This is a genomic window from Kitasatospora sp. NE20-6, assembly GCF_045862635.1.
Window position 1 is genome coordinate 30,438 of the sequence record NZ_BPRL01000017.1, and the last position, 23,221, is coordinate 53,658.

The window sequence follows — 23,221 nt, forward strand, 5'->3', positions numbered from 1 at the left end:
CGGCTCAGCCCGGCGGGTCCGCCATGCCGGGCCGGCGTGGAGCTTCGGCCGCGGCAGCCGCATGGTCCCGCCTGCCCGGGCAGGCGGGACCATGCGGGGGTTGTCAGAGCCGGCCGCGGTAACCGCCGCCGGCGGTGCCGCGTTCCTCGATGAAGTGCTTGAACCGCTTGAGGTCGCCCTTCACCTGCCGGTCCAGCATGCCGACCATGTCGGCGGCCTTCTCGGCCATCCCGCCGGGCTGGAAGTCCATCTCCATCATGACCCGGGTATGGGTCGCGTCGATCGGCTCGAAGCGCACCATGCCCGTCTGCTTCACGTCTCCGCTGGTCGTGCGCCAGGCGACGTGGTCGTCCGGGACCTGGTCGACGATCTCCGTGTCGAACTCGCGCGACACCCCGGCGATCTTCGTCTTCCAGTGGTTGTGCCGGTCGTCGATCTGGGTGATCTCCTCGACACCGTCCATGAACCGCGGGAAGTCCTCGAACTGCGTCCACTGGTTGTACGCGGTGCTGACCGGCACATCCACGTCGATCGATTCCTGCACCTTGCTCATCGTTCCACTCACCTTCGTATCGATACCTCATGGCGATCGGGCACGCGCCTGCCCGGCCACCGACCCTCAGGCCGGGTGATACCGATTCCGCCTCCCGAACACGGGCCCGGCAACCCGGGAACCCTTCGCCGGGCACGGTCAGTGACCATCGCGTCCGACGGACCGGGCCCGCACACGGGCAACGACCCGGCGCAGATCGGCAGGCCGGGTGACGCTCACAGAGACGGCCGCGACGGCCGGCCACGGAGTACGGTACGGCGCCGCGGTGCAGGTCAGGTTCCGAGCCGGGTGAGCATGGCGCTCAGTCGGCGCACCGCGTCCTCGGCCCGGGTGAACTGTTCTGCGGTGGGCAGGACGGTGTTGAAGGCCGGGCCGTCGCCGGCGGGCAGGGCCCGCCAGTGGAGGACGGGGGTGAGTGCCGCGCTGCCCTGGGCGAGGAACCAGGCCAGACGGCCGTGGGTACGGGCGAGGGCGATCGCCAGCACCGCGAGAGCCTCCCGCAGATGCTCCAGCCGCTCGATGTCCGCCATGTCCTCCCGGCCCTCCGGCGCACCGACGGCATTCCCGAGGCCGGCCGCGACCTGGAGCGCCAGAGCACGGCCACCCCGCGTCAGATCCCACACCCCGTCAACGAGTTGCTGCTCCGCCTCCCCGATCAGCGCCGCGACCTGCGCCTGCATGTCCATGCCCGCACGATAACCGCAGACGGCCCGACACATGGACGGGCAGCCACCCACTGGACAGCTTGTTCCCGCCCGCCGGCCGGGCCGCAGCGGCAGGGCGCGGCGAAACGGGCCACACAGCGCGGTGAAGCCGGACGCCGGCAGGCCCGCGACGCCACAGGACCGGCAAGGGCCAGGGCCCGCGATGACACGACTGCGAGATCACCCTCAGGCCGTGTGATGGGCGAGGACGTCGCGGGCGGCCCACCTGCCGCGCCGGTCGCCGACAGGAAAGGGGCTCCGGCACGAGCGTGCCGTCCAGGTCGTGGTTCACGTCCTACGGCCCCCGCGTCAAGGGCGATGCGGCCCGGCCGCCAGGAGTGGGGTGCGACCGGGCCGGATGGGGACGGGAGTGCCAACACACCGCTTCCCGACACCGACCCTACGGCGGACCGTGGCCGACCGGGCACGGGCACACCGACCAAGCCCGGTGGTTCACACGCTCGCGCCCCGGCCGGCGGCAGGGCGGGTTCCCGCCCCGGCGCCGGGAAGGAACGCCCAACCCCGCACCACGGGCAGTGGACCACGAGGGCCCGGTAGGGGGCGGTCAGCCGAGCCGCTGGGCGTGGACGGGTGTGTCCGGGACCGGCCGACCCACGCAGGACAGGACGTGGACCAGGCCACCGTCCTCGATCTCCACCCGCAGGGTGTGCTCGGCGTCCGCGTAGAGCGCAGACCCGTGCGGCCCGTAGCCGGCCTGCTGCTCCACCACCACGGTGTCCTGCCCGCCGTGGGAGCCCGCCGGCCCGGGGAACGTCAGCATCCAGCGGGTCGTATCCGCTACCACAACGATCACGCCCCATCACTCGGCTAGGGTGGGCAATTCCAGTGTCCGCCCACACACCCGCCGAAGGAACGAACGGCGGCCATCCGCCGACAGCCGGGGGCTCAGTGACCGGCAGTGTTCACCGGCGGGTGCTCATGATGGCCGCACACCCAGGCAAGCGACTCGTACACGCCGTGGGCGTAGTCCAACTCCACCGTGCGACCGTCACGCCCCAGCAGTTCCTCGCGTGCGGCGTACGCCTCGTCCAACAACTGCGCCCATGGGGGAACACCGCCTGACGACGCCGCTGTGATGGGTGCGGCCACCTGATGGCCCAGGACCCAGCGAAGCGCTCCCAGGACACCGCGGCCGAACCGCTCCGTGCAGAACGGAACGGCGCTGGCCACTGCCAGCACCTCGCTGACCTCGTGCGAATGCCGTACGCCGACCGGTGCGCTGACCGTCTCCAGTGCCGTCATGGGCCGAAGCCAACCCGCTCCGCATCCCGGAACCTGCCGGTGCAAGCCAACCAGGTGGTCACCACCGGTGACGCCCACCCGGTGAACCTGCCCGAACGCGGAAGCAGTGTCCTCCCGCCGGGTCGCTGCATGAAGTTGAGGCAGGGAAAGGATCCGTGTGCCGCGGTGCAGTGCTGCTTTCCAGAGCGGGAGCGGGAGGGGCCCGGACGAAGACCCGGGGAGCTCGTCGTGCGGGGCTGTCACCCGGACGGCCGCAATCCGGGGAGCCGGCTGCGGCGAAGTAGGGGTGCGACCGGTGCTTCTGGGGAACTGCCGGTCGCTGGCGGGGCCGCTGACGCACCTGGTCGTGGTGGGCGGCTCCGCCGTCAGTCGTCATGCCGGTGACGGTTCATGCGGCTTGGTGGGCTGGTGGTTCAGTCCTGGGCGAGTGGCACGGCGATGTCGACCACGGAGGCGTCGGCGGGGAAGTCGCCGAGGGCCAGGGCCTGGCCGGTGAGGACGTCGACCCGGTAGAAGGACCGCTGTCCGCCGACGCCGAGGGCGGCGTAGCCGTGGTTGCTGCCTCGGCTGGGTGAGTAGTAGATGTCGAAGCCCGCGTCGGGTTCGGCGTCGACGCCGAGGCGGCCGGTGGGGGCGAGGGTGCCGGCGTTGGCCGGGGACTGCAGACAGATGCGGTCGTTGGTGGTGTCGACGTCGAAAAGGGTGGTGGCGGTGGCGGCATCGAGGTCGTTGTTGGTGTAGGCGGCGCCGGTGACGCCGAGCGCGGTGGTGCCGGTGGTCGCCGGGGGGACGGCGGGGTTGGTGAGGGTGCCGTCGACGGCGGTGGTGCCGGCGGCGGGGGCGCCGTTGGGGTCGTCGATGTTGTGGCGCAGGTTCTGGCCGGTGTCGGAGACGATCCGCAGCCGGTTCGCGGCCGGGTTGAAGTCGACGCCGAAGTAGGTGCCCTGCAGGGCCACGGAGAGCTGCGAGACCTTGGTCGCGCAGCCGGTGGTGTCGTCGATCGTGTAGATGCCGCCCTGGTCGCCGACGCCGTAGAGCATGCCGTTCTGGACGCGGTAGTCGATGCCGACCAGGCGGGTATCGCCGGTCAGGCCGTCGATGTGGCCGATGGTGCGGGTCTGCTCGGGGTGCAGGACCGGGAAGGACACCAGGCGCTGGTCGTCGGTCAGGCCGATCGACGCCAGGCCCTCCCCGACCTTGCCGCCGGCGGGCAGCGCGAGGCGGTGGGCGGTGGAGGCGGTGGCGCTCTGGGCAGGAACGGCAGCGGTGGCGGCGAGCAGCACCATGGCCGTGGCCAGCAGGGTCTTGCGCAAGACGGGCTCCTGTCGTGAAGGGGATCGACCCCCGTCCCGTGACGGGGGCCGTGCCCTCAGCAACACACAGGCCAACCGTCGTGCCGGTCAGGCCACTCCGGACGCTCACCCGCACAGCTCATACTCCGGTACGACAGGCGACGCGCGGCCGGGCCGGTGCGGCCGGTGCGGGGAAGGGCCGGTGTGCACGCGGGTGCGTGTGTTCACAAGCGCGTGCGGGCGGCCGGGACCGCCACGGGCAGGATGAACTCCAGTGGCACGGTGCCCGAACCGGTGGCTGCGGGCAGGGCGGCGGCAGTGGCCCGGTACAGGTGCTCGGCGTGGGTCCGGTCACACCGAGGAGTGCGGGCCCGGGTGGCGGTGGCACGCAGGCCGTCCAGGAGCGCGGCCAGCACCGGGCCATCCAGGGGCACTTCGACGAGCTCTTCGCCGAGCGCCGTCATGGCGAACACCGACGGGCTTTCGAAGCCGCGGGTGCGACGGCAGGCCGTCGTGATGAAGAACCAGGTGTCCCACGAGCAGACGACCGCGCAGGCCCCGATACCGGCCGCAGTGCGCAGGAAGGCGGCATGGCGGCCGGTCTCGGCGAGGACCCGCAGGTGGCGCGGGCCGTGACGGCGCCGCCGGGAGCGGTGCGCGGCCCACACCGCCACCCGCCGGCGCACACGCCACGCAGTGAGATGACGCCATGACAGTTCCACAGCCCCTCACCGTCCCTGACCGTCCTCGGTGGCGCAGCAGCGGCCTGGCGGGCCGGGGCAGCCACCCTCGCAGACCTACCACGCGGGAATACGAACTCGCGCAGGGACCGGCCGACGGCGGCGGGAAGCGGTTCCCGGCCGGGTGAGGCCGTACCGCCGAACGGCTCAACCGGGCGTGTCCGTATCCCTGCCCGGCCAGTTGGGCGGTGCAGGCTGCCGGTGATCTGGTAGCCGTTACGCATCTCAGGGAGAAGATCCGTATGTCCCGTCTGACCCGTGGCAGTGCCGCCGCCCTGCTTGCCGGTGCGGCCCTGCTCGGCTCCGCCCAGCTGGCCGCTGCGAACGCCGAGGCCGAGGGCATCGCCGCCGGCTCGCCCGGCGTCCTGTCCGGCAACCTCATCCAGATCCCCGTCCACGTGCCCGTCAACGCCTGCGGCAACAGCATCAACGTCATCGGCGCCCTCAACCCTGCCTTCGGCAACAGCTGCGCCAACATCTCGCTGGACGACGACCAGGACGAGGAGTACGACGCGCCTCACGAGAGCGGCCACGGCCACCACATGTGACCCGCCGCCGTAGCGGTACCCCCCTTTGAAGGCTTCCGCAGGCCTGGCGCGCGGCGTTTCAACGGCAGGCCCTGCGGCGGACCGGACACGCCTCCCTGTCGGCAGCGTCCGCGCCGGTGGCCCTTGTCCCGCAGACTCTTCGTCTGCGGGACAAGGGCCACCGGCGCGAGTGGGCCCGGGCCCTTCGAAGAGCACCATCGGTGCTGCCGTGCCCGTTCACGATGACCGGCAGCAGGCAGCAGGGGGTCCGATTGTTGAGGTTTTGATCGGATTTCTTCGGGTTGTTTCCCGTCCGTGCGAGCAGCGGGGGCGAATCAGGAGCGTGGGACCTGTCACGGCCGGCGCATCGGGTGCCGGGCGGGCCGGGTCCACGGAAAGGGAACAGGGCGATGCATGCGATAAGCACCAAGCGGTCGCTGGCCGTTGCGGCGACCTGTGTGATGCTCGGCGGCGGTGCGGCGGTGGCCACCTCGGCCACCTCGGCGGCGGCCGCCACCACCACCACCAGCACGAGCGTGTCCTCGACCTCCCACGCCAAGGAGTGCCGGTGGTACCCGGCGCACTGGGAGAACAAGTGGGTGGGCGGCCACTGGCAGAAGGTCTGGCACGCCGGTTACTGGCACAACGTGTGGCACGCGGGCTGGTACGACTCCCACCACCAGTGGCACCACGGCTACTGGCACAAGATGTGGCACAAGGCCGGCTGGGAGAACAAGTGGATCCCGGCCCACTGGGAGAAGACCTGGGTCGCGGCCGGCTGGTACTGCCGCTGACAGGACCGGCACTGCCGGTCCGACCGAAAGGCCCGGCGCCATCGGGCGCCGGGCCCCCACCGGCCGGCGGACAACCACCGCTTGCCGCACCGACCACCAGGACCACGACCGCCGCCCGGAAAGAGACCAGGCCATGACCACCGTCGCACACCCCCGACCGGCCTGCCGGCGCCTGGAACCACCGACGGCCCTCCCCACCGCCAACGCACCCGCGCCCGGTCCCGCTCCTACGGACGGGGGACTCGAGGAGCCGTTCACCGACCGGCTGCAGTGCGTGGCGGACATCCGGGCCCATGCCCGCACCTACCTGATCAGGGCCCGCCTGCCACGCACGGTCCGCGAGGACACCCTGCTGGTGGTCAGCGAACTCGTCACCAACTCCATCCTCCACACCCGCGGCCCCGGCACTCTCCACCTGACCGGCGGCCCGGACGGCATCGAGGTGTCCGTCAGCGACACCAGCCGCCTGATGCCACTGCCCCGCGTCACCACCACGGACACCGCGATCGACGGCCGCGGCCTGGCCCTGGTCACCGCCCTGTGCGACACCGTGTCCGTGACCCTCGACGCCGGCAGCGGCAAGACCGTCCACGCACACCTCGCACCCCCGGCCCCCGCGCAACCGACAGCCCCACCGCGCCCCGGCGCTGGTAACGGCTTGCCCCGCGATTGATCGCAGGGTGCTGTGCGCTGAAGGCCGCAGACTAGGCTCGTGGCGAATCATCGCTACCGAGAAGGGGGTCTGCAGGATGGGCGGGACTGTAATAGCGGTCAGCAGCAACAGCGAGTACTCGTTCACCAAGCCCAACCGGGCCGGCATCATGTTGCTCGCCGGGCTGGGAGTGGAGGGGGACGTGCATGCCGGCGTCACGGTCAAGCACCGCTCGCGTGTCGCACAGGACCCCACCCAGCCGAACCTGCGCCAGGTCCACCTGATCCACGAGGAGCTCTTCACCGAAGTCGGTGAAGAGGGATTCAACGTGGCGCCCGGCGAGCTCGGCGAGAACATCACCACGAGCGGCATCGACCTGCTCGGCCTGCCTGTCGGGACACTGCTGCGCATCGGCGACGAGGCGATCGTGGAGGTCACCGGTCTGCGCAATCCCTGCCTGCAGATCGACAACTTCCAGGATGGACTGCTGAAGAAGGTCATCGGCCGGGACGAGGCCGGGAACATCGTTCGCAAGGCCGGAATCATGAGCGTCGTCCAAGCGAGCGGCGTGGTGAGTCCCGGCGACACGATCACAGTGGAGCTCCCGGACGAGCCGCATCGGTCCCTCGACCGGGTCTGATCTCCTGCCCGAGCAGGCCGTGACGTGTCGACGGCTGCACTGGTTCTTGTGGTGTGAACATCAAGCAGGCCCGCGCGGCCATGGCTCATCATGCCCTCTGCGGCATCTCGCGCCAACACCTCGGCGAGTTGATCGAAGAGCTCGCGCCGCGCTGGGAAGCACGCTGCGAGTCCGGACGCCACGAACGACGCGATGGTGCCCGGCAACGCGAGATCGGAGCCGGCCCGAAGTACGAACTGGTTTTCACCGACCGGGTGTTGGTGACACTGGTTCATCTGCGGACCGGGCTGACGCATGCGGCGCTGGGCGTGATCTACGAGGTGGGCTCTTCCACCGTCGGCCGGGCGATCAGCGAGGTCCGACCGCTGCTGGCCGCGCGCGGGTTCGCCGTGCCGGACCGCCCCGGCATCCGGCTGCGCACGCTGGCGGACGTGTTCGCTTACGCCCACGCGGAGGGCGTGACCTTGCGCATCGACGGCATGGAGACCCAGGTTCGCCGACCGAAGGCGGGCCGTCCCGGCAGGCGGGCGTTCATCTCCGGCAAGCGCAAGCAGAACACCATCAAGACGACCACGATCAGCGACCATCAGGGCCGGACCCTGTGGTCCGGCGCCGAGCGGCCCGGCCGGATGCACGATCAGACCGCTGTGCGCACCGAGGGCATCGCGGAGCAGTTCCGCCAGTACCCGCGGGTCAAAGCCGAGGTCGACGAGGGCTACCGGGGCCTGGCCAACGAGACCGAAGGACAGCGACAACGCGCCACTGACCGAGCGGTACGGATGGCGCGAGATGCACCGCCGCCAGTCCTCTCGCCGGATCTGCGTCGAGCACGCCAACGCCGAGCACCGCCAGTGGCGGCCCCTGCAGCGATACACCGGCCGCCGCGAGAACTACAGCGAAGTCCACCGAGCCGTCGCCAGCCTGGTCTCCGACCGCGCCGCACGCCGGACCACCCACCACCAGCCGAGCACCGAACTGGTACACGTTCGCGCGACGGCCTGCCGAATCACCCGCAAGCCAAACCGCCAGGCCGGCACGACCTAACTTCAATCGCGGGTCAGCTCGTAACGCCTCCCGAACGCCGCACTCCACCAAGGACAGTACGCGGCAGCACTCGCCGCCCGGCCCGGCAACGTCAGCGGCTTGGCTGCGTGGATCGGAGCGGCCAAACGACGGCGGCGACGTCGGCGCCGGGCGGCCGGTACCGGGTGGATCGCGCCTTCAGAGCCTGTGTGCGGCCCGAGGGTCAGGAGGCGAGAGGGAACAGGCGCGCGGTCCCGGTCAGCTCCAGGAGATCCGCCACGGGTGTGGAGACCGCGGCCAGGCGCAGCCGGGTGCCGGTGCCTGCTGCTTCGTGGCGGGCGCGGATGAGGGCGGTGAGGCCGGAGGAGTCGCAGAAGGTCAGGTGCGCGAGGTCCAGGTCGACTGTGTCCGGGGCTGGGGTCGTGGTGAGTGCGGTGGTGATGGCGGCGCGGACGTGGGGTGCGGTGTCGAAGTCGAGCTGGCCGGCGGCTTCGATCACGGGACCCGTCTCGGTGGTGCGGGTGGTGACACTCAGTACGGGATCGGTGGTGTTCACCGGGGCACTCCTTCCGGTCGGTCCGGCGTGGCTGGGACGGGACGGGACGGGACAACCGTAGAGCAGGCCGGCCGCCCGGCGCAGCCACCTCGGTGGCGCGCCCGTACGGGTGACATGGAGCGCCGGGCGGATGGGAGTATGGCTGCTCGGGGGTGGCCGCTGCCGGTTTCGGGCAGAGGCGGTACAGGATTGAGGTCGAAGGCGAGGCGATCATGGTGACGGAGGTTGCCGGTGTGGGCCGGGTGCCGTTCGTGGCTGCGTTCGACGGCGGTCCGGGCACCTGTGTGCATGCCCGTGAGAGTGCCGCCACCTACCTCGGCGCGCTCGCGGCACGTGTCCCCGCCCGTGAGGGCAAGGCCGTCGACAGGATCCTGCTGGTCGTCTCCGAACTGGTCACCAACGCCGTGCGCCACGCCCCCGGGCCGGTCATCCTCACCCTCGGCGCCGAGCCCGCCACCGGTGCCCGTCCCGCAGGTGTGCGCGTCAGCGTCCGCGACACCAGTCCCGCCCTGCCCCGGCCCCGCATCCCCGACCTGGCCACCGGGACCGGCGGCTTCGGCTGGTCCGCCATCATCGGGCCTCTCGCCACCCAGGTCGACATCACCACCCACACCGGCGGCAAGGAGATCCACGCCGTCCTGCCCTGGTAGACGGCGAACCCCACGCGCAGGAACGGGACCTGGCTAGGACGGTGTTGTTTCTCACCCCCGGCGTGACGGGACGCGAGTGGCCCCGCCGAGGAACGGTGCAAGCTGGCCCCCACCCCCTGCCTGTTCGGCCCTGGCCTGCCCTTTCGGGGTCAGCTCCCGGGTCTGCCATGATCACTTTTGACCGAATCGGCGTCCTCGCCCTGGAGACCGTCCCGGCCTACATCGGCGCCCGCCAGGCCGAAGGACGCCGACCTCGTCCGCCTCGCCCACGGCATCGGCATCATCACCGAGGAGATCCTCGTCTGCCGCTACGCGATCTCCGGCGCCGTCCGGGCGATGACGGCTGGTAGAGCCGCAGGCCAGCGGCAGGGACTTGTCTGGTGAGATCGCGTTTAGTGAAGTAGCGAGTTCCGCTCGGCCTACTACTCTGCGTGCACAGGCGTGAGGGTGCATGTGCAACCGTCGATGTCACGGCGGTGACGGGAACTCGGCCCGTAAACGGCCGCCCACCGGCTCGGGAGCGCGGCACGAGGCCCGGGAACCGAAGGCCGCGAGCACCCGGTCAGGGCAGTGGTACGGCGTGAAGGCAGGTATGGCGGCCGGGCCCCGGCAACGCGGTGAGCGGCCGGGCCACCTCTTCTTCGATCGCCACCCGGAATGCGGCCGCCCCATCTGCGTACACCGGTTCCCCGGCAGCGGTGTACGCGCTGGTGAGATGGACGACGACGACCTCGGGCGGCCCATGCCGGCCGGGCGGGCCGGGCAGGGTGATCGCGTAGCGCTGGGGTCTGTCCATCGGTCGCCTCGCCTCATCCGGTGTGCGGTTCGGTGCTTGCCAGGGCGGCGCGGAGCGCTCCCGCGCTGGCGGGTCGGGCCCGCTGCTTCAGGCGACGGCGGCCAAGTCCGCGCGGCCGAACAGCAGGGCGTAGCCGCGGGGCAGGTGGGCGAGGAGGCGGTCGGTGAGGTTGTCGTCGGTGATGGTGGTGAGGGCGGCCAGGGCGGAGGAGGCGTCCCAGCGGGCGGCGGTGAGGCTGGTGTCCAGGGTGTGGGCGAGGCCTTCGACGAAGGCGGGGGCGGTAACGGGATGGGGCAGGGGGATCTGGGCGGCGAAGGCGGCGCGGACCCGCTCGGGCAGGACAGCGGCGAGGTCACAGCGTTCGTCGCCGGTGAGCTGGGAGCCGAGGAGGGCCAGGACGGCGTCAAGGACCCGTTCGGCTTCCTCGTCGGTGGGGTAGCGGCCGAGGTTGCGGACCTGCTGGAGGAGGTGGCGGTAGCGGGTCATGACCGAGGGGCCTTCCAGGGGCTGGCCGCTGGCGGGCCAGCGGCGCGTGAGGGGTGGTCAGGGTCGTTCGCCTGCGGTCGGGCGGCCGAACAGCAGGTCGTATCCGGGGGGTAGCTGGAGCAAGAGCTGGTCCATGAGGTCGTCGCCGGCGGCGTCGGCCACCGTGGACAGGACGGCGCCGATGTCCCACAGGGCCGTGGCCTCGGTGGCGCCCTCGATCCAGGCCGCGGTCGCGCGCACGAACCGCTCGGTGCTGAGGGGCTCGGCGGCCTGCAGCGGGTTGAGCAGGATCAGGGCCATGGTCTCGGGCAGGCGGGCGGCCAGTTCGGCCCGCGCGTCGCCGACCAGATGGGCGCCAAGCAGGGCCAGGACCACTCGGGCGGCCCGCTCGGCCTCCTGCGGGGTGTCGTACTCACCGCGCTCCCGGACCTTCTCCAGGAACGCCTCCCATCGAAGCGTCATCGCGGTTCTCCCTCCGTCCCGGCCTGCTGCACCCCGCCAATTCAGGGCTCGACGGCCAGGCGCCGGTACAGACCGGTCAGCTTGAGCAGCCGCACCACGCAGCGCCCGGCCCCACACAGGACCAAACGGGCACCACACCGGTCGGCCTGGTTGCGGGCCCGGACCAGGGCGCCCAGGCCCGCGCAGTCCATGAACGTCACCCCGACAGATCCAGCACCACCTCCCGGTGCGACTCGAGCGCGGCGGCCAGAGCACGGCGCAGCGAGGGTGCGGTGTCGAGGTCGATCTCGCCGTTCACCTGCACGGTGGAGGGTTCGTTGCTCTCGCCGTTCATGGCGTTTCCGCGTCGCTGCGTAGGCCGGTCCGGGCGAGGCCGGTCCGGCGGTCGAGGGGTGTTCCGGCCGCCCCTTTCGATCGAGGGGGGAGAGATCAGGGGCGGCCGGAACGGCATCGGGGGACGGGTCAGGCCTGGATCTGCTTGCGGCTTCCGCTGTGGCTGATCGCGACCTTGCGGGGCTTGGCCTTCTCCGCGACCGGGATCTTCAGGGTCAGCACGCCGGTGTCGTAGTCGGCGGTGATCCCGGCGGGGTCGAGGGTGTCGGAGAGCATGACCTGGCGGGAGAACACGCCGAGCGGGCGCTCGGACAGCTCCCACTTGATGCCCTCGCCTTCCTGGCGCGGGCGGCGCTCGGCCTTGACGGTCACCATGTTCCGCTCGACGTCGATGTCGATCGCGTCCGGGTCAACCCCCGGCAGGTCGAAGCAGATCACGTACTCGTCGCCGGCCCGGTAGGCGTCCAGCGGCATGGGCGTGGGACGCGACCAGGTGCCGGTCGTGTTGAGGAACTGCTGGGTCAGCCGGTCCAGCTCGCGGAACGGGTCAGTGCGCAGCAGCATCGCGAAACACCTCCACTGATCGAATGGGCGCCAGTGCGCTTCACCTGACTCCTTTCTAGCGCGTCATCCATCCGATGACAAGTTGTCGTGTCGCCTATAGAGTGACTACATGAGCGAGAAGTTCCGTGGAGCGGCCCCCGACGCCTCCCCGCCGGTCGGGCCCGCCTCGTTCCTGGCAGCCGCGGCGGCGCTGGCCGCCATCGACGACGCCGTCCGCACCGCCCAGAACCCCGCGTCCCAGCCCCCGACCACCCCTGACGAGCATGAAGGCCCCGAGCAGGCCCTGGCCGCACTCGTCCTGCTGCGCGAACTACGCGGCCAACTCGCCGGCTGGGAAGCCGGCCTCGTGGAGAGCGCCCGAGAGGCCGGCGCCACCTGGGCCGACCTCGCCCGGCCCATGGGCGTCGCCAGCCGCCAGGCCGCCGAGAACCGCTACCTGCGCCTCAAGCCCGCCGGCGGCACGATTCAGGCCGGTACCGGCGTGGAACGCGTCAAGGCTGTCCGCGACCGGCGGGCCGCCGACCGAACGGTCACCGCCTGGGCCCGCGACAACGCCGCCGAGCTGCGGGTCCTCGCCGCCCAGATCACCATGACCGCACTCGCCCCCGGCGCCCGCCCCGCCCAGGCCGCCCTGACCGCCGCCCTCGGCACCACCGACCCCGCCGACCTCATAGAGCTCCTCGCCGCCATCCGCCCCCACCTCGGCACCGGCCAGAGCGACCTCGCCACCCGCCTCGACGCCCTCACCCACCACACCACCCAGCTCCGCGATGACAGCGACCGACACCGCGCCTGACCCTGTCGCCGCCACCGAAAGGCGCTGGCAGGACCTACTGAACCGGATCCGCGACCTCGAAGCACGAGTGGCCGCCACCACGAGCACCGTCAACGCCGCCCTCGACCACCACCTCGCCCGGCTCGACGCCCTGCGCCACCACCTCGCACACCCCAACTGGCCACTGTCCGCCCCTGATCTGGGCAGTCCCCAAACCACACCGGCAAACAACCCGCCGGCCTGACAGGGCCGGAAGCCACCGCAACCGGACAGGTTGGGGTCGCTGGTGGCCAGCAGGTACTTGGCGTCGAGGCGGGCCTCCGTGGTGATCTTGGCGATGTTGATGGACAGGCCTCCAGTGGCGGGGTGCTGTTTGAGCCAGCGGCCGAGGAAGGGAGCCGGCTTGCCGCAGCGGGAAGCCGCAACAGGCGGTGCGGGCGGCCAGTGTGCAGTGTCCGGCCGCCTGGGTGGTGATGCTGCAGACCCGGGCCGTGGGGGATGTACGGGCCGGGCCGGTGTGCTGCGCCGCGCCCCGGTCGGGGCGCTCGATGTGTTCAACAAGCGGCGCGGGCCGGAGGAACTTCAGGACGGCCTTCGCGGGAACCTTCGACACCAAGTCGCAGATCCCGGGATCGGCCGCGCCAAGTGCCCTGCAGAAGATGGACGAACACTTCAGGGCCTCCGACCGGCAGAGCGCCCAGATCGTCTTCGAAGCGCCGAAGGGTGCCTCACTCCAGGACACCGTCGCGAGCAGCCGGGCCGCGGGCATCGACGTACTCTTCGGCGGTAACGCCTACAAGGAGTCCGCGCCGCCGCCGACCCTCGTCCCTCGGGGTCCGGCACCGTGTCAGGAGGTTTCTCAGTGGGGTGCGGTGGCCGCGTTGCCCGCTTCGATGGCATCGGTCATTGCCTGGTGGACGGTGTGCAGGCCGGTGCCGGCGGGTGCGTCGAGGGGGCTGTCCTGGACGGTGTACCACTCTTCGGCGTCGTCGTACTGCACCTCCAGTGCCACCTGGCTTCCGTGCCGGGTGGTGCGCAGGGTGAGGTCGCCGGTGATGACGCCGACCTCGATGGTCATGACGCCGCCGGGGCCTGCGGTGATGTGCCGGGTGAGGAGCGGCCCCTCCGGGCCGGGTCCGGGGGCGGGGTCGGTGTTGGGGTGGGGGTTCATCGGGCGGCTCCGGTGATGCAGGTGTCGAGCATCTGGTTCAGGGCGGCCTTCTCCTCGGTGGTGACGGTGAGCCGGTAGGTGCTCTTCACATCGGCCCAGGCCCGGGCGTAGGCGCACCAGATGGTGCGCGACGCGGCTTCCAGGCTTCGGGGCCCTGGTCTCCCTTGGCCCGGTTGGAGGACGCGGAGACGGCGAGGAGCTGGGGGTGGGTGAGGTCGTTGGCGAAGGCCTTGCGCTGCTCGGTGGTCCACTGCCAGGCCCCGGCGCGCCAGGCGTTCGCCAGGGGGACCAGGTGGTCGGCGTCGGCCTTGGAGGAGTCGGTGATCGTGGCGTTGTCGTACACGCTGAACCACGTGCCGGAGATCGCCTTGCACGCGGCGTCACCCTGGACGCTCTGCCCGTCGCGCGCAAGGACCTTCTCGCGGGTGTCGCAGTTCTTCCCCTGGGCGGCCCAGTGCGGAAACTTGGTCCGGCTGTAGCCGGCCATCGAGTGCACGGGTGCGACGGTGAGCGCGGCCACCTCCGCCCTGGCCTGCTCCACCGGCGCATGCTGCGGCCCCGGCCAGACACCCCCCGCCCTGGCCGGGCCCGACGCGGTGGCCGGTGTGCCGGGGCGGGCACTGTCGGCAGAGGCCCCGCCACCGGGCGGGACACTGCCCGAACAGGAGACCGCCACCACCGCGAAGACGCCGGCGGACAGGACAAGCAGCGGCGCCCGACGGGCGGAGAGTGATCGTGCCATACCCCACTGATACCCGCCTCCACGCCGACCACCGGCCACACCACGCCGCCACCGACGAGGAACTGACAGGCCCTCACTCCGAATGATCACCAGCAAGGCATGGGAGCTGTTCGACCAGCGCCGCGTCAACCACCGCTGACTCTGCCCGGCGCCGTGCGCCCGGACCCATGCCCGGGGCGTGACCATAGGCCGGTGAGGAGGTGACCTCGTTCTCACCGGCCGCTGACCTGGGCAGATTCCCGAAACTCACCGGCCGGCAGCCAGCTGAGCCGGGCAAACTCACCGGCCCCGGGAACGGAACTCACCAGCCGGACGGTGAACTCACCGCCCCAGGACAGCGGGCGTGCCCGAACCCCGGGTGCAGGTCAGCGGCCCCGCACCGGGAACAGCGGGGCGGCGGCTGGTCAGCGGCGCCACCGGGACTTGGTGCGCTTCACCTCGGCGGTTGCGGCCGCCGCTGCCTGGGCGGCGGCCGAAGCCACCGCGAGACGGTCAGGCGGCGGGCTGCCGACCCTGGTTGTCGAGGTGGCAGCGGGCGGTCAGGCGTCAGGGTCGACTTCGGGGTGCGTGAACCGCACGGGCTTGCCCAGCGACCGGGCGTAGGCGATTTCGGCTCGGGTGCTGTCTCCGATGTAGTCGCCGACTACGAGCACCTCATCAGCGAGCCGGATCTTCGCCCGGTGCAGGTCGTCGAGTCGAGCCTTCAGCGCCTCGGCCTCGACAGGATCGGACCACAGTGCGTGGGGCGACTTCATGTCACAGCCCGGTTTGACGACAATCTTTCCGGCTGTGGTCTCCCGCAGATCGGCCTCGGTCATCTCGGTCATGAAGCGGGTGGAGCCGCAGATCACGACGATACGCGGGAGGCTCAACAGCTTCTTCGCGTCGGCGAGTTTCTCCTCGGGGGTGAGCAGTTGAGGGTATGACATTGCTTCCTCCTGGTGGTGTGGTCCAAGGGGTGCCTGCGGAGACGAGAACGAGGGTGCTATTGGTCGGTGGCGCAGTCGTGGTCGGCCTCGACCCAGTCGCCGTCGGCGAACTGGGTCTGATGGGACCAGCGGCAGGTGCACTCGGCGCGGCCCTCCCAGCTGATCTCGCCGCCGCCTTCCTCGTCGCAGTCGTGGTCGGCGTCGACCATGGTGCCGTCCTCGAACAGCTCGTCGCCGCCGTCGCCGCAGCTGCATTCCCACTGCGCGTACCAGGAGATCTTCGGCGGCTGCCGGGTGGTGTGGGTGGTCACTCGTCTCCTTCGGGAAGCGGGGTCCGTCCCGGCCGGTACGGGCCCGGGACGGAGGCGTGGGGGGCAGCCGGCAGCCGGTGCCGGAGAGGGCTACCCGGCAGCGAGGTAGGCGCCGGTCACCTCGGCCAGGTACTGCGCGAGTTCGTCCGCCCGCGCGCGGTCCGCCACCGGGCCCGGGCCGGGCCGCCCGTGCGCATCGGCGTGAGCGAAGGCGGTCACGTGGGTGGCCGGCATCATCAGCTCGCCGTCGCGCTGGAGGTCCTCGGCACGTTCCGTACCTACTCCGTCCTGCGCCGACCGCCGCGCCGCCTGGAGGACCACACGGTGCTGGTGGGCCTTGGCCGGGTCGGCAGCCGGGTGCTGGAGCGGCTGTGGGAGCTGGACGTCCCGGTGGTCTGCGACGAGAAGGACCCTTCGGCGCTCGGCGTCGCGCAGGCCCGCGCATACGGGGTGCCGGTGGTGATCGGGGACGCCACCCAGGACGGCGTGCTGGAAGCCGCGCGCATCACCCGCGCCCAGGCCCTGGTCTGCCTCACCAGTGACGACAGCACCAACGTCGAGGCCGCGCTCTACGCGCGTGAGTGCCACCCGGACATCCGCGCCGTTCTGCGCCTGTTCGACGACGACTTCGCCAACGACGTCTACCGGGCCCTGAAGAGTTCCTATCCCTCGGCCGTCACCCGCAGCCGCAGCGTGTCCTTCCCCGCGGCACCATCCCTCGCCTCCGCCATGATGGGCCGTCAGGTGATCGGCGCCGTCGCCGTCGGCCGCGAGGTGATCCTGATCGCCGCCGTCGACGTGGCCGCCAACGCGCACCTGAACGGCCGCACCATCGAGCAGGCCCACCGCACCGGCGCCTGGCGCATCCTGGCCGTCGACCTCGCCGAACCCGCCGACCGCACCCCCGACCTCGCCCACTCCCACCCCGCCGCCACCGAACTCCTGTGGAACCCACCACCCAACCGCCTGCTGGCGGGCGGCGACCTGGTCGTCCTCGCCGCCACCCGCGAGGGCCTGGGGCAGCTCCTGAACCCCCAGCCGCTCGGAGAAACCGGCACGCCCCGACCCGCTGAGAGCACCTGAGGGCCGGTCGCACCCCACTGCTCACGCGGAACCTGACACTCACCGAACAGCTCCGCCTCGCCTGCCCCGGGGCCCCGGGGGGACACGCACGGCGGTGGTCGCTGTGTTCAGAGCCCGCTGGCGGGCCAGTCCAGCAGTCGGGCGCCGATGGCCGCGGTCTGCAGGGTGTAGCGGTGCATCGAGTCGGCCGGGTTGGAACCGGTGAGCTGGTGGATGCGTTACAGACGGTAGGTCAGGGCCCGGACGCTGAGCTTGAGGCGGCGTGCGGCCTCGGCTGACACGCATCCGGAATCAAAGTACACGGACAGCGTTTCCAGTAGCGGGGCCGGACCGCCGCGGGCCCGCCGGAGCGGGCCCAGCACGCTGTTCACGAGGTCGGCCATGGCCTGCCGGTCCCGGGTCAGGACAGGGAAGACGAGCAGGTCCGCGGCCCGCAGCACCTGCCCGTCCAGATCCATCCGGCGCGGCACCACGACCGTTTCCGGGAACGGGGAAGCGTCGTCGAGGGGCTGCGGACGGAGGGCCGGGGATTGCCGGCGGTGGCGCAGGTGCAGGGCGGTGAGGGTCGCCCGGCCAGGATCAGGCCGGCGGTGCCCGCTGCGGGGCTGGACCGGTGGCCGTTGAGGATGTAGCCGACGACGCTGGTGAGGAAGATCCCGGCGAGGGCGATGAGGCCCCAGTGGCGGCGGGCAGGCATGGCAGGGGGCCTTGAGGCCTTGCGGGGACGGGGCTCGGATCAGGGGCAGGTGGGGGCGGCCGGCCCCGGGTCGGTCATTCGTTCCCGGCAGCGGGCGCCAGCGGCCCGGGCTCTTGTTTCCGGCGCTGTCGGCGCGTTGTGATCTGCCGGGCGGAACGGGCTGCGACAGCGGCTGTCGCGCACCAGGCGAGGAGCTTGACGCCGCTGGGGAGGTCAGCGGCGGTGGCGTTGGTGGCAAGGCCGGTGACCAGGGCAATGGAGATCCAGGGGATCGCCCGGGCGAGTGCACTGCCGTCTTCGAACGGGTTCTTCATGTCGCTCCGGATGGGTGCGTACGCGACGGCCGGCGGTACGCCCCGGGGGACACTGGCGGGGCGGGGTGGGGATCGGGCGGGCGGGGCACGACTTCGGGAGCCCGTCGAACGGTCCGGGACGTGCGGGTCCAGGGGGTTCCGTCAGACGAGGGTGAAGTAGCGGAGCCAGAGGTAGAGGGCGGAGATGGCGATGGTGGCGGCGGTGACGGGGATGCCGTAGCGGGTGAAGGTCCAGAAGGAGATGGGCTGCCGGTTGCGCTCCGCGATGCCGAGGACGACGACGTTGGCGGAGGCGCCGATGGCGGTGGCGTTGCCGCCGAGGTCGGCACCGAGCGCGAGGGCCCACCACAGGACCTGCCCGTGGGGCTCGCCCACGGTGTTCACGAGGTCGGCGGTGATGGGGGCCATGGTGGCGACGTAGGGGATGTTGTCGACGATCGCGGACAGGACGGCGGAGGCGCCGAGCAGGGTCATGGTGGCGGCCAGTGCCTTGCCGCCGGTCGCGTCCGCGAGCGCTTCGGAGACGGTGGCGATGACACCGGTCTCGATGAGCGCGCCGACCATCACGAACAGCCCGGCGAAGAAGGCGAGGGTGGGCCACTCCACGTCCGCCAGGGCGTCCTTGACCTCCACCTTCGAGACGGCCACCAGCAGGCCGGCTCCGAGCAGGGCCACCACGGACGGGGCGTAGTGCACCACGGGGTGGAGGACGAAGCCCGCCACGACCAGGGCCAGGATGGCCAGGCCCTGGGCGAGCAGCCGCGGGTCGTGGATCGCCTCCCGTTCGTCCAGGGCCATCACCTCCGCGGCCCGGTCCTCGTCGAAGACGAACGAGCGGCGGAACATCACCCGGCAGATCACCAGCAGCACGCCGGTCAGCACGATCGCGAGCGGGGCGAGGTGGATAAGGAAGTCGTTGAAGGCCAGGCCTGCGCGGCTGGCGATGATGATGTTCGGGGGGTCGCCGACGAGGGTGGCGGTGCCGCCGATGTTCGAGGCGAACACCTCGGCGATCAGGAACGGCGCCGCCTTCAGCGCGAGGCGGTCGCACACCAGCAGGGTGACGGGGGCGACCAGCAGCACCGTGGTGACGTTGTCGAGGAGGGCGGACGCCGACGCGGTGATGACGATGAGCATGGCCATCACCCGGAACGGCTTCGCGCGGGCCCGTTTGACGGACCAGATGGCCAGGTACTCGAAGACGCCGGTGCGGCGCAGCACGCCGACGATCGTCATCATGCCGAGGAGCAGGAAGATGACGTTCCAGTCGATGCCGGTGTCGGTGGAGAAGAACGCGGCGTGGTCGTCGGTGGCGCGGATGGCGAGCATGAGGGCGGCGCCGCCGAGGGCGGCGGCGACGCGGTGGACCCATTCGGTGACGATCAGGACGTAGACGGCGGCGAACACCGCGAGGGCCGCCCAGGCGTGCCAGTTGTTCATCGGGCGGCCTCCAGCAGGTGCTGCAGGAGGTTGGCGGCGGTGATCGCGCCGAGCAGGCGGATCCCGGTGGGGTCGCGGTCGGCGGGGTGTTCCAGGACGGCGACCAGCGGGGTGCGGCCGGATGCCATGAGGGCGGCGACCTCGACGGTGGTGTCGTCCGCGTCGGCCAGGGGTGGGGGCGGGGCGTCCCTGGGCAGGCACTCGCGGACCCGCAGGCCGGCCAGGGCGGCGCACATCCGGTCGGCGTGGGCCTCGTCGATCACCGCGGCGAGCGAGGGGTCCTCCAGCACGTAGCCGGGCACCAGCAGGCGCACCAGTTGCGAGGCGGGCAGCACCGCCTTCGGCAGGCCCCGGTCGTCGACGACCAGCACCCCGGGCAGCCGGCGCTCCGCCAGGAGGCGGGCCGCATCCAGGGCCTGGTCGTCCAGACCGACAGTCGGGTAGGGCTCGACGAGGTCACGCGCACGCATCAGGGCATCTCCTTGGTCGTCAGGGTGGGGGCGCCGCTCGGGACGCGTTCCGCAGAAGCGGGAAGAGCAGAAGCGGGAAGAAGAGTGGCCTCCCCGGTGGGCACGGCAGCCGGGGCGGGAATCGTCGGCGGGCCCGGCTGCACAAGCAGGCCGGTCGCGGTACCGGATCCCGTCGGCCCGGAGGTCGCATTTGTGCTGTCCGCGGCGCCTGCGGTATCCGTACCGGCAGCGGCTCCCGCGGAGGCAATGTCCGCGGTGTCCGTACCGGCAGCGCTCGTGGTGTTCGTGGTGTCCGTCGGGGTGATGTCGAAGAGGCGGGCGACGGGCACGTCCGAGCTGGCGTGCACCACGATGGAGGCGGCGATGCACACCGCGATCAGGGTGTATGCCTGTTCGCCCTGCGGGATGCCGGCCTGCAGCACGAGCAGTCCGTACACCACGGACGCGAAGCCCTTGGGGCCGAACCACGCAGCGACCAGCTGTTCGCGCCGCTCGATCCGGGAGCGGACCAGCGAGAGCAGCAGCGAGGCGGGGCGGATCAGCACGATCGCCAGCACCACCGCCGCGTACCCGCCCCAGGACAGGGCCCCGAACAGGGCCGGAGTGAGCAGGGCGCCGAAGACCAGCAGCGCGGCGAACTTCGCCAGTTCCGCCAGCGCCTGGCCCAGCGGTCCGAACGCCGCCTTCGGCCCGGGCGCCACCGCGGCCAGCACCGCGCCCGCGGAGAACGCCGCCAGGTAGGGGTTGGCGTGCGTGAGGTGGCACCCCGCGTAGAGGATCACGCCCGCGGCCAGCGGCAGCAGCGGCTGCAGTTTGGGCTCGGCGCCCAGGCCGGGCAGCCGGACCAGCCCGTTGAGCAGCAGCGGCACCGTGATGCCGAGGAGCAGGCCGCCGGCCAGTTCCGCGCCGATGACGGGGAGGGAGGACTCCGTACCGGCGGCGGTCGGCCCGGCGGCGGCGATGAGGATCAGCACGACGGGCAGAGCCAGGCCGTCGTTGAGGCCGGACTCGACGTTGAGCAGCTGCCGCAGGCGGGCGGGTACTTCCTTGCGCCCGACGATCGCGGAGGCGAACACCGGGTCGGTCGGGGCGAGGACGGCGCCCACGAGGAGCGAGGTCGTCCAGTCGAGGCCCACCGCGTAGTGGGTGACCACAGCCATGCCCGCGAAGGCGAGCGGCATGCCCAGCCCCAGCGCCCTGGCCGGGTGGCGCCAGGCCGCGCGCAGAGCCGGGAAGGCCAGGTGCATGCCGTCGGTGAACAGCACCGTGAACAGCGCCAGATCCGCCGTCACCGTCACGATCGGGTCGTGCGCGTCGATGTGCACCAGACCGAGGAAGCCGTCCCCGGCCAGCGCACCGGCGAGGAGGAACAGCAGCGACGTGGACAGCACGGTTCGGGCCGCCAGCCCGGACAGCAGGACCGCGACCAGCAGCGCGACCCCGAAAACAGCGATGAGCACCATGGAAACCCCCGGGCGATGGAGAGAACTGTCCCTTGATCGCCGACCAGGCTTCCCGGCACTCCGGTCATGACTTTAACCGACGTTCACCCCTCCCCGACAGCCCCGCCCACCGCAGGCAGCCCGTGGCGCGCGCCCCGGCCGTCACACCCCGGCCCCGGCGCACGCTACGCTCTGCCGCAGGTGAGCCGGGAAGCCTGGTCGGCATGTGACCCTCCCATGCCCAGGAGCCGCCCCGTGCACCAGCACCACCACCCCGCCCCCACCGCCCCGGTGACGGTGCGCCAGTGAACCTCCAGTGGATCCTCCTCCTCTCGGTCACCGTGCTGTTCCTGCCCCCGGCCCTCGCCCTGACGGCGGGCCGGGCACCGCGACGGCTGCGCCGGCGACTGGAGCCCGTACGGGCCCGCGGCTGGAGCCTGATCACGTGTTACCTCGCCATGGCCCTCAACGCGATCCCCCGCGCCATTGGCGCCGCACCCGGCATCGTGCTGCTGTGCACCGCGGCAGCCGCCCCCTGCATGCTCGCCGGCCTCCTCGTCCTGTTCATCGCCGACAGCCGACGGAAGAAGAAGCAGGCCGGGGCCGACCCGAATCCGAACACGCGATGAGGTCCCGGGCCGAGAAGGCTGCGTTCGCCGCCGCGTTCGGCGCCGTTACCCTCGCCACGACCTGGATCGGCGTCCGCTACGCCGACCAGCGCTGGTCCCAGTACGCCGTGGTGATCGCCATCCCGTTCGTCCTGAGACAGGCCGTCCTGGAGATCCGGATCACCCTGCAGCAACTGTGGCGGCGCTTCAGCCTCACCGCCCGCCGGCGGCCCGTCGTCGTCACCCTCCGCGGCAGCCTGGACGCCCGCACCGCCGCCCGCACCGCCCGCCACCTCGACACCGCGCGCAAAGCCGCCACCCCCGCCGGAGGCCTGACCATCGATCTGACGCACGTCCGTGTCATCGATGCTGCCGGAAGCACCGTCCTCCTGGCCACCGCCGGCAAGGCGGCCCGCGACCACGTGCCCGTCACCGTCCAAGGCGCCGGCCCCGGCGTGCGCCGCACCCTCCACTACAGCGGCCTCGACCACCTGGTCACCTACCGAAACGACACCCGGCCATGAAACACCCCGGACCCACCTCCTCATCTGCGGCAGGCACCTCGCAGGAGCGCAGGACAACGCGCCTACGACGGACCTCGCCCCTCGGCCCGGGCACCACGCCACCCGTCACCTGGCCCCAAGGGCTACAGCTCCTGGCCGCGGGCTGGCTCGGCTGTGCCACCGCCTACGCCGTCGACGCCGTCACCGGCGCACCCCACATCCCCGTACCGGCGCTGCCCGTGGCCTTCATCGGCCACCGCTTCCTGCAGCGCCATCCACAGCACACCCGGCCCGCTGCCGATGCCACGGCCACCGGCACGATCACGGCGTTCCTCATCGCCGACGAACTCCGCAGCCACCTCGACCGGCCCATGGCCGACGGGCCTTGACCCAAGGCCGGGTAGTTAACGGATTTCCGCTGGTGGCAAGGGGTTTCAGCGCCGGGTCGTGACGTGGGCAACGGGGCCGCGTTGATCAGATAGTCCGCCAAGACTGCTGATCTTCGAGGTGCCCCGTTGCCCGTACGTCATTGTGCCGCGCCGCCGGGTCTGGCGATGCTCTCCCGTGAGTTCACCGTGGCCGCCGGACGGTTCGCGCCCGGCCATCTGGGCGAGTTGACGCAGGTCATACCATTCGAGCTCGTCGACGCGGTCCTGGAGGAGACCGGGTGCGTGCAGCGTCGGCTGCGGGACCTGCCCTCG

35 protein-coding genes and 2 pseudogenes are annotated in these 23,221 nt (G+C 71.6%); 14 read left to right on the forward strand and 23 right to left on the reverse strand.

Features of this window, described 5'->3' with window-relative positions:
• Positions 1-103: 103 nt before the first annotated feature.
• The 6 genes from SNE206_RS15380 to SNE206_RS15405 form a co-directional block, all read right to left on the reverse strand.
• Positions 104-553 (reverse strand): SRPBCC family protein, encoded by a 450-nt coding sequence (locus SNE206_RS15380; protein WP_407913909.1) that lies wholly within the window; start codon positions 551-553, stop codon positions 104-106.
• A 272-nt stretch (positions 554-825) separates the two neighbouring features.
• Entirely contained in the window at positions 826-1,239 is a 414-nt protein-coding gene (locus SNE206_RS15385; protein WP_407913910.1) for a hypothetical protein, read from the reverse strand.
• Between the two features lie 583 nt (positions 1,240-1,822).
• Complete coding sequence (locus SNE206_RS15390; protein ID WP_407913911.1) at positions 1,823-2,038, reverse strand: DUF6296 family protein; 216 nt, start codon at positions 2,036-2,038, stop codon at positions 1,823-1,825.
• A 125-nt stretch (positions 2,039-2,163) separates the two neighbouring features.
• A complete protein-coding gene (locus tag SNE206_RS15395; RefSeq protein ID WP_407913912.1) occupies positions 2,164-2,520 on the reverse strand; it encodes a hypothetical protein in 357 nt (118 codons plus the stop codon).
• A 413-nt stretch (positions 2,521-2,933) separates the two neighbouring features.
• Positions 2,934-3,833, reverse strand: coding sequence for a DUF4394 domain-containing protein (locus SNE206_RS15400; RefSeq protein ID WP_407913913.1), 900 nt, complete (start codon positions 3,831-3,833; stop codon positions 2,934-2,936).
• 203 nt (positions 3,834-4,036) lie between these two features.
• Entirely contained in the window at positions 4,037-4,534 is a 498-nt protein-coding gene (locus tag SNE206_RS15405) for a hypothetical protein (protein ID WP_407913914.1), read from the reverse strand.
• A 260-nt stretch (positions 4,535-4,794) separates the two neighbouring features.
• Between SNE206_RS15405 and SNE206_RS15410 the strand changes: the two genes are divergently transcribed.
• From SNE206_RS15410 to SNE206_RS15435, 6 genes and pseudogenes are all read left to right on the forward strand, one after another.
• Positions 4,795-5,100: a chaplin gene (locus SNE206_RS15410; protein WP_407913915.1), complete on the forward strand. Its 306-nt coding sequence runs from the start codon at positions 4,795-4,797 to the stop codon at positions 5,098-5,100.
• A 389-nt stretch (positions 5,101-5,489) separates the two neighbouring features.
• On the forward strand, positions 5,490-5,873 hold the full coding sequence (locus SNE206_RS15415) for a hypothetical protein (RefSeq protein WP_407913916.1): 384 nt from the start codon (positions 5,490-5,492) through the stop codon (positions 5,871-5,873).
• 133 nt (positions 5,874-6,006) lie between these two features.
• Positions 6,007-6,546 (forward strand): ATP-binding protein, encoded by a 540-nt coding sequence (locus SNE206_RS15420; RefSeq protein WP_407913917.1) that lies wholly within the window; start codon positions 6,007-6,009, stop codon positions 6,544-6,546.
• A 76-nt stretch (positions 6,547-6,622) separates the two neighbouring features.
• On the forward strand, positions 6,623-7,165 hold the full coding sequence (locus SNE206_RS15425; protein WP_407913918.1) for an MOSC domain-containing protein: 543 nt from the start codon (positions 6,623-6,625) through the stop codon (positions 7,163-7,165).
• A gap of 80 nt (positions 7,166-7,245) precedes the next feature.
• Positions 7,246-7,830 (forward strand): annotated as a pseudogene (locus SNE206_RS15430) (transposase family protein); the annotation flags it as partial.
• Between the two features lie 124 nt (positions 7,831-7,954).
• A complete protein-coding gene (locus SNE206_RS15435) occupies positions 7,955-8,209 on the forward strand; it encodes a hypothetical protein (RefSeq protein WP_407913919.1) in 255 nt (84 codons plus the stop codon).
• A gap of 202 nt (positions 8,210-8,411) precedes the next feature.
• On the opposite strand, the gene SNE206_RS15440 is transcribed toward SNE206_RS15435, so the two are convergent.
• On the reverse strand, positions 8,412-8,744 hold the full coding sequence (locus SNE206_RS15440) for an STAS domain-containing protein (protein ID WP_407913920.1): 333 nt from the start codon (positions 8,742-8,744) through the stop codon (positions 8,412-8,414).
• 212 nt (positions 8,745-8,956) lie between these two features.
• Here SNE206_RS15440 and SNE206_RS15445 point away from each other — a divergent pair, with 212 nt between their 5' ends.
• A complete protein-coding gene (locus tag SNE206_RS15445) occupies positions 8,957-9,394 on the forward strand; it encodes an ATP-binding protein (protein WP_407913921.1) in 438 nt (145 codons plus the stop codon).
• Positions 9,395-9,956: 562 nt separating this feature from the next.
• Here the strand turns inward: SNE206_RS15445 and SNE206_RS15450 are convergent.
• From SNE206_RS15450 to SNE206_RS15475, 6 genes are all read right to left on the reverse strand, one after another.
• Positions 9,957-10,190, reverse strand: a complete 234-nt coding sequence (locus SNE206_RS15450) for a DUF6296 family protein (protein ID WP_407913922.1) — start codon at positions 10,188-10,190, stop codon at positions 9,957-9,959.
• An 87-nt stretch (positions 10,191-10,277) separates the two neighbouring features.
• The gene (locus tag SNE206_RS15455) at positions 10,278-10,676 is read right to left on the reverse strand and encodes a DUF2267 domain-containing protein (protein WP_407913923.1); all 399 of its coding nucleotides are present in this window, start codon (positions 10,674-10,676) and stop codon (positions 10,278-10,280) included.
• Positions 10,677-10,733: 57 nt separating this feature from the next.
• Entirely contained in the window at positions 10,734-11,138 is a 405-nt protein-coding gene (locus SNE206_RS15460; protein WP_407913924.1) for a DUF2267 domain-containing protein, read from the reverse strand.
• 41 nt (positions 11,139-11,179) lie between these two features.
• Positions 11,180-11,329 (reverse strand): STAS domain-containing protein, encoded by a 150-nt coding sequence (locus SNE206_RS15465; RefSeq protein WP_407913942.1) that lies wholly within the window; start codon positions 11,327-11,329, stop codon positions 11,180-11,182.
• 5 nt (positions 11,330-11,334) lie between these two features.
• Positions 11,335-11,472, reverse strand: a complete 138-nt coding sequence (locus tag SNE206_RS15470) for an STAS domain-containing protein (RefSeq protein WP_407913925.1) — start codon at positions 11,470-11,472, stop codon at positions 11,335-11,337.
• Between the two features lie 128 nt (positions 11,473-11,600).
• Complete coding sequence (locus tag SNE206_RS15475; RefSeq protein WP_407913926.1) at positions 11,601-12,035, reverse strand: Hsp20/alpha crystallin family protein; 435 nt, start codon at positions 12,033-12,035, stop codon at positions 11,601-11,603.
• Positions 12,036-12,144: 109 nt separating this feature from the next.
• Between SNE206_RS15475 and SNE206_RS15480 the strand changes: the two genes are divergently transcribed.
• Both SNE206_RS15480 and SNE206_RS15485 read left to right on the forward strand, forming a co-directional pair.
• A complete protein-coding gene (locus SNE206_RS15480) occupies positions 12,145-12,831 on the forward strand; it encodes a hypothetical protein (RefSeq protein ID WP_407913927.1) in 687 nt (228 codons plus the stop codon).
• Positions 12,806-13,054: a hypothetical protein gene (locus SNE206_RS15485; protein WP_407913928.1), complete on the forward strand. Its 249-nt coding sequence runs from the start codon at positions 12,806-12,808 to the stop codon at positions 13,052-13,054. The genes SNE206_RS15480 and SNE206_RS15485 overlap by 26 nt, the downstream gene beginning before the upstream one ends.
• 615 nt (positions 13,055-13,669) lie before the next feature.
• Here the strand turns inward: SNE206_RS15485 and SNE206_RS15490 are convergent.
• The 5 genes from SNE206_RS15490 to SNE206_RS15510 form a co-directional block, all read right to left on the reverse strand.
• Positions 13,670-13,981 (reverse strand): hypothetical protein, encoded by a 312-nt coding sequence (locus SNE206_RS15490; RefSeq protein ID WP_407913929.1) that lies wholly within the window; start codon positions 13,979-13,981, stop codon positions 13,670-13,672.
• 85 nt (positions 13,982-14,066) lie between these two features.
• A complete protein-coding gene (locus SNE206_RS15495; RefSeq protein ID WP_407913930.1) occupies positions 14,067-14,522 on the reverse strand; it encodes a DUF1524 domain-containing protein in 456 nt (151 codons plus the stop codon).
• 740 nt (positions 14,523-15,262) lie between these two features.
• Entirely contained in the window at positions 15,263-15,652 is a 390-nt protein-coding gene (locus SNE206_RS15500) for a hypothetical protein (RefSeq protein WP_407913931.1), read from the reverse strand.
• 56 nt (positions 15,653-15,708) lie between these two features.
• Positions 15,709-15,963 (reverse strand): hypothetical protein, encoded by a 255-nt coding sequence (locus SNE206_RS15505; protein ID WP_407913932.1) that lies wholly within the window; start codon positions 15,961-15,963, stop codon positions 15,709-15,711.
• A gap of 90 nt (positions 15,964-16,053) precedes the next feature.
• A complete protein-coding gene (locus SNE206_RS15510; RefSeq protein WP_407913933.1) occupies positions 16,054-16,182 on the reverse strand; it encodes a hypothetical protein in 129 nt (42 codons plus the stop codon).
• Here SNE206_RS15510 and SNE206_RS15515 point away from each other — a divergent pair, their 5' ends adjacent.
• The gene (locus SNE206_RS15515; protein WP_407913934.1) at positions 16,183-17,046 is read left to right on the forward strand and encodes a potassium channel family protein; all 864 of its coding nucleotides are present in this window, start codon (positions 16,183-16,185) and stop codon (positions 17,044-17,046) included.
• Between the two features lie 107 nt (positions 17,047-17,153).
• On the opposite strand, the pseudogene SNE206_RS15520 reads toward SNE206_RS15515, so the two are convergent.
• The 5 genes and pseudogenes from SNE206_RS15520 to SNE206_RS15540 all read right to left on the reverse strand — a co-directional run.
• A pseudogene (locus tag SNE206_RS15520) lies at positions 17,154-17,507 on the reverse strand (PucR family transcriptional regulator); the annotation flags it as partial.
• Positions 17,508-17,817: 310 nt separating this feature from the next.
• The gene (locus SNE206_RS15525) at positions 17,818-18,057 is read right to left on the reverse strand and encodes a hypothetical protein (protein WP_407913935.1); all 240 of its coding nucleotides are present in this window, start codon (positions 18,055-18,057) and stop codon (positions 17,818-17,820) included.
• Positions 18,058-18,198: 141 nt separating this feature from the next.
• Entirely contained in the window at positions 18,199-19,497 is a 1,299-nt protein-coding gene (locus tag SNE206_RS15530; RefSeq protein WP_407913936.1) for an ArsB/NhaD family transporter, read from the reverse strand.
• Positions 19,494-19,967, reverse strand: a complete 474-nt coding sequence (locus SNE206_RS15535) for a CBS domain-containing protein (RefSeq protein WP_407913937.1) — start codon at positions 19,965-19,967, stop codon at positions 19,494-19,496. Before SNE206_RS15535 ends, SNE206_RS15530 begins: the two co-directional genes overlap by 4 nt.
• Positions 19,967-21,430 (reverse strand): cation:proton antiporter, encoded by a 1,464-nt coding sequence (locus SNE206_RS15540; protein ID WP_407913938.1) that lies wholly within the window; start codon positions 21,428-21,430, stop codon positions 19,967-19,969. Before SNE206_RS15540 ends, SNE206_RS15535 begins: the two co-directional genes overlap by 1 nt.
• 284 nt (positions 21,431-21,714) lie before the next feature.
• Here SNE206_RS15540 and SNE206_RS15545 point away from each other — a divergent pair, with 284 nt between their 5' ends.
• The 4 genes from SNE206_RS15545 to SNE206_RS15560 form a co-directional block, all read left to right on the forward strand.
• Positions 21,715-22,038: a hypothetical protein gene (locus SNE206_RS15545; protein WP_407913939.1), complete on the forward strand. Its 324-nt coding sequence runs from the start codon at positions 21,715-21,717 to the stop codon at positions 22,036-22,038.
• Positions 22,035-22,541, forward strand: coding sequence for an STAS domain-containing protein (locus SNE206_RS15550; protein ID WP_407913940.1), 507 nt, complete (start codon positions 22,035-22,037; stop codon positions 22,539-22,541). Before SNE206_RS15545 ends, SNE206_RS15550 begins: the two co-directional genes overlap by 4 nt.
• Positions 22,538-22,909 carry a hypothetical protein gene (locus SNE206_RS15555; RefSeq protein WP_407913941.1) on the forward strand — a complete coding sequence of 124 codons (372 nt, stop codon included), beginning with the start codon at positions 22,538-22,540 and terminating at the stop codon, positions 22,907-22,909. The genes SNE206_RS15550 and SNE206_RS15555 overlap by 4 nt, the downstream gene beginning before the upstream one ends.
• 165 nt (positions 22,910-23,074) lie before the next feature.
• Positions 23,075-23,221 (forward strand): transposase domain-containing protein (locus tag SNE206_RS15560; RefSeq protein ID WP_407913943.1); only part of this gene is annotated, 147 nt, incomplete at its 3' end.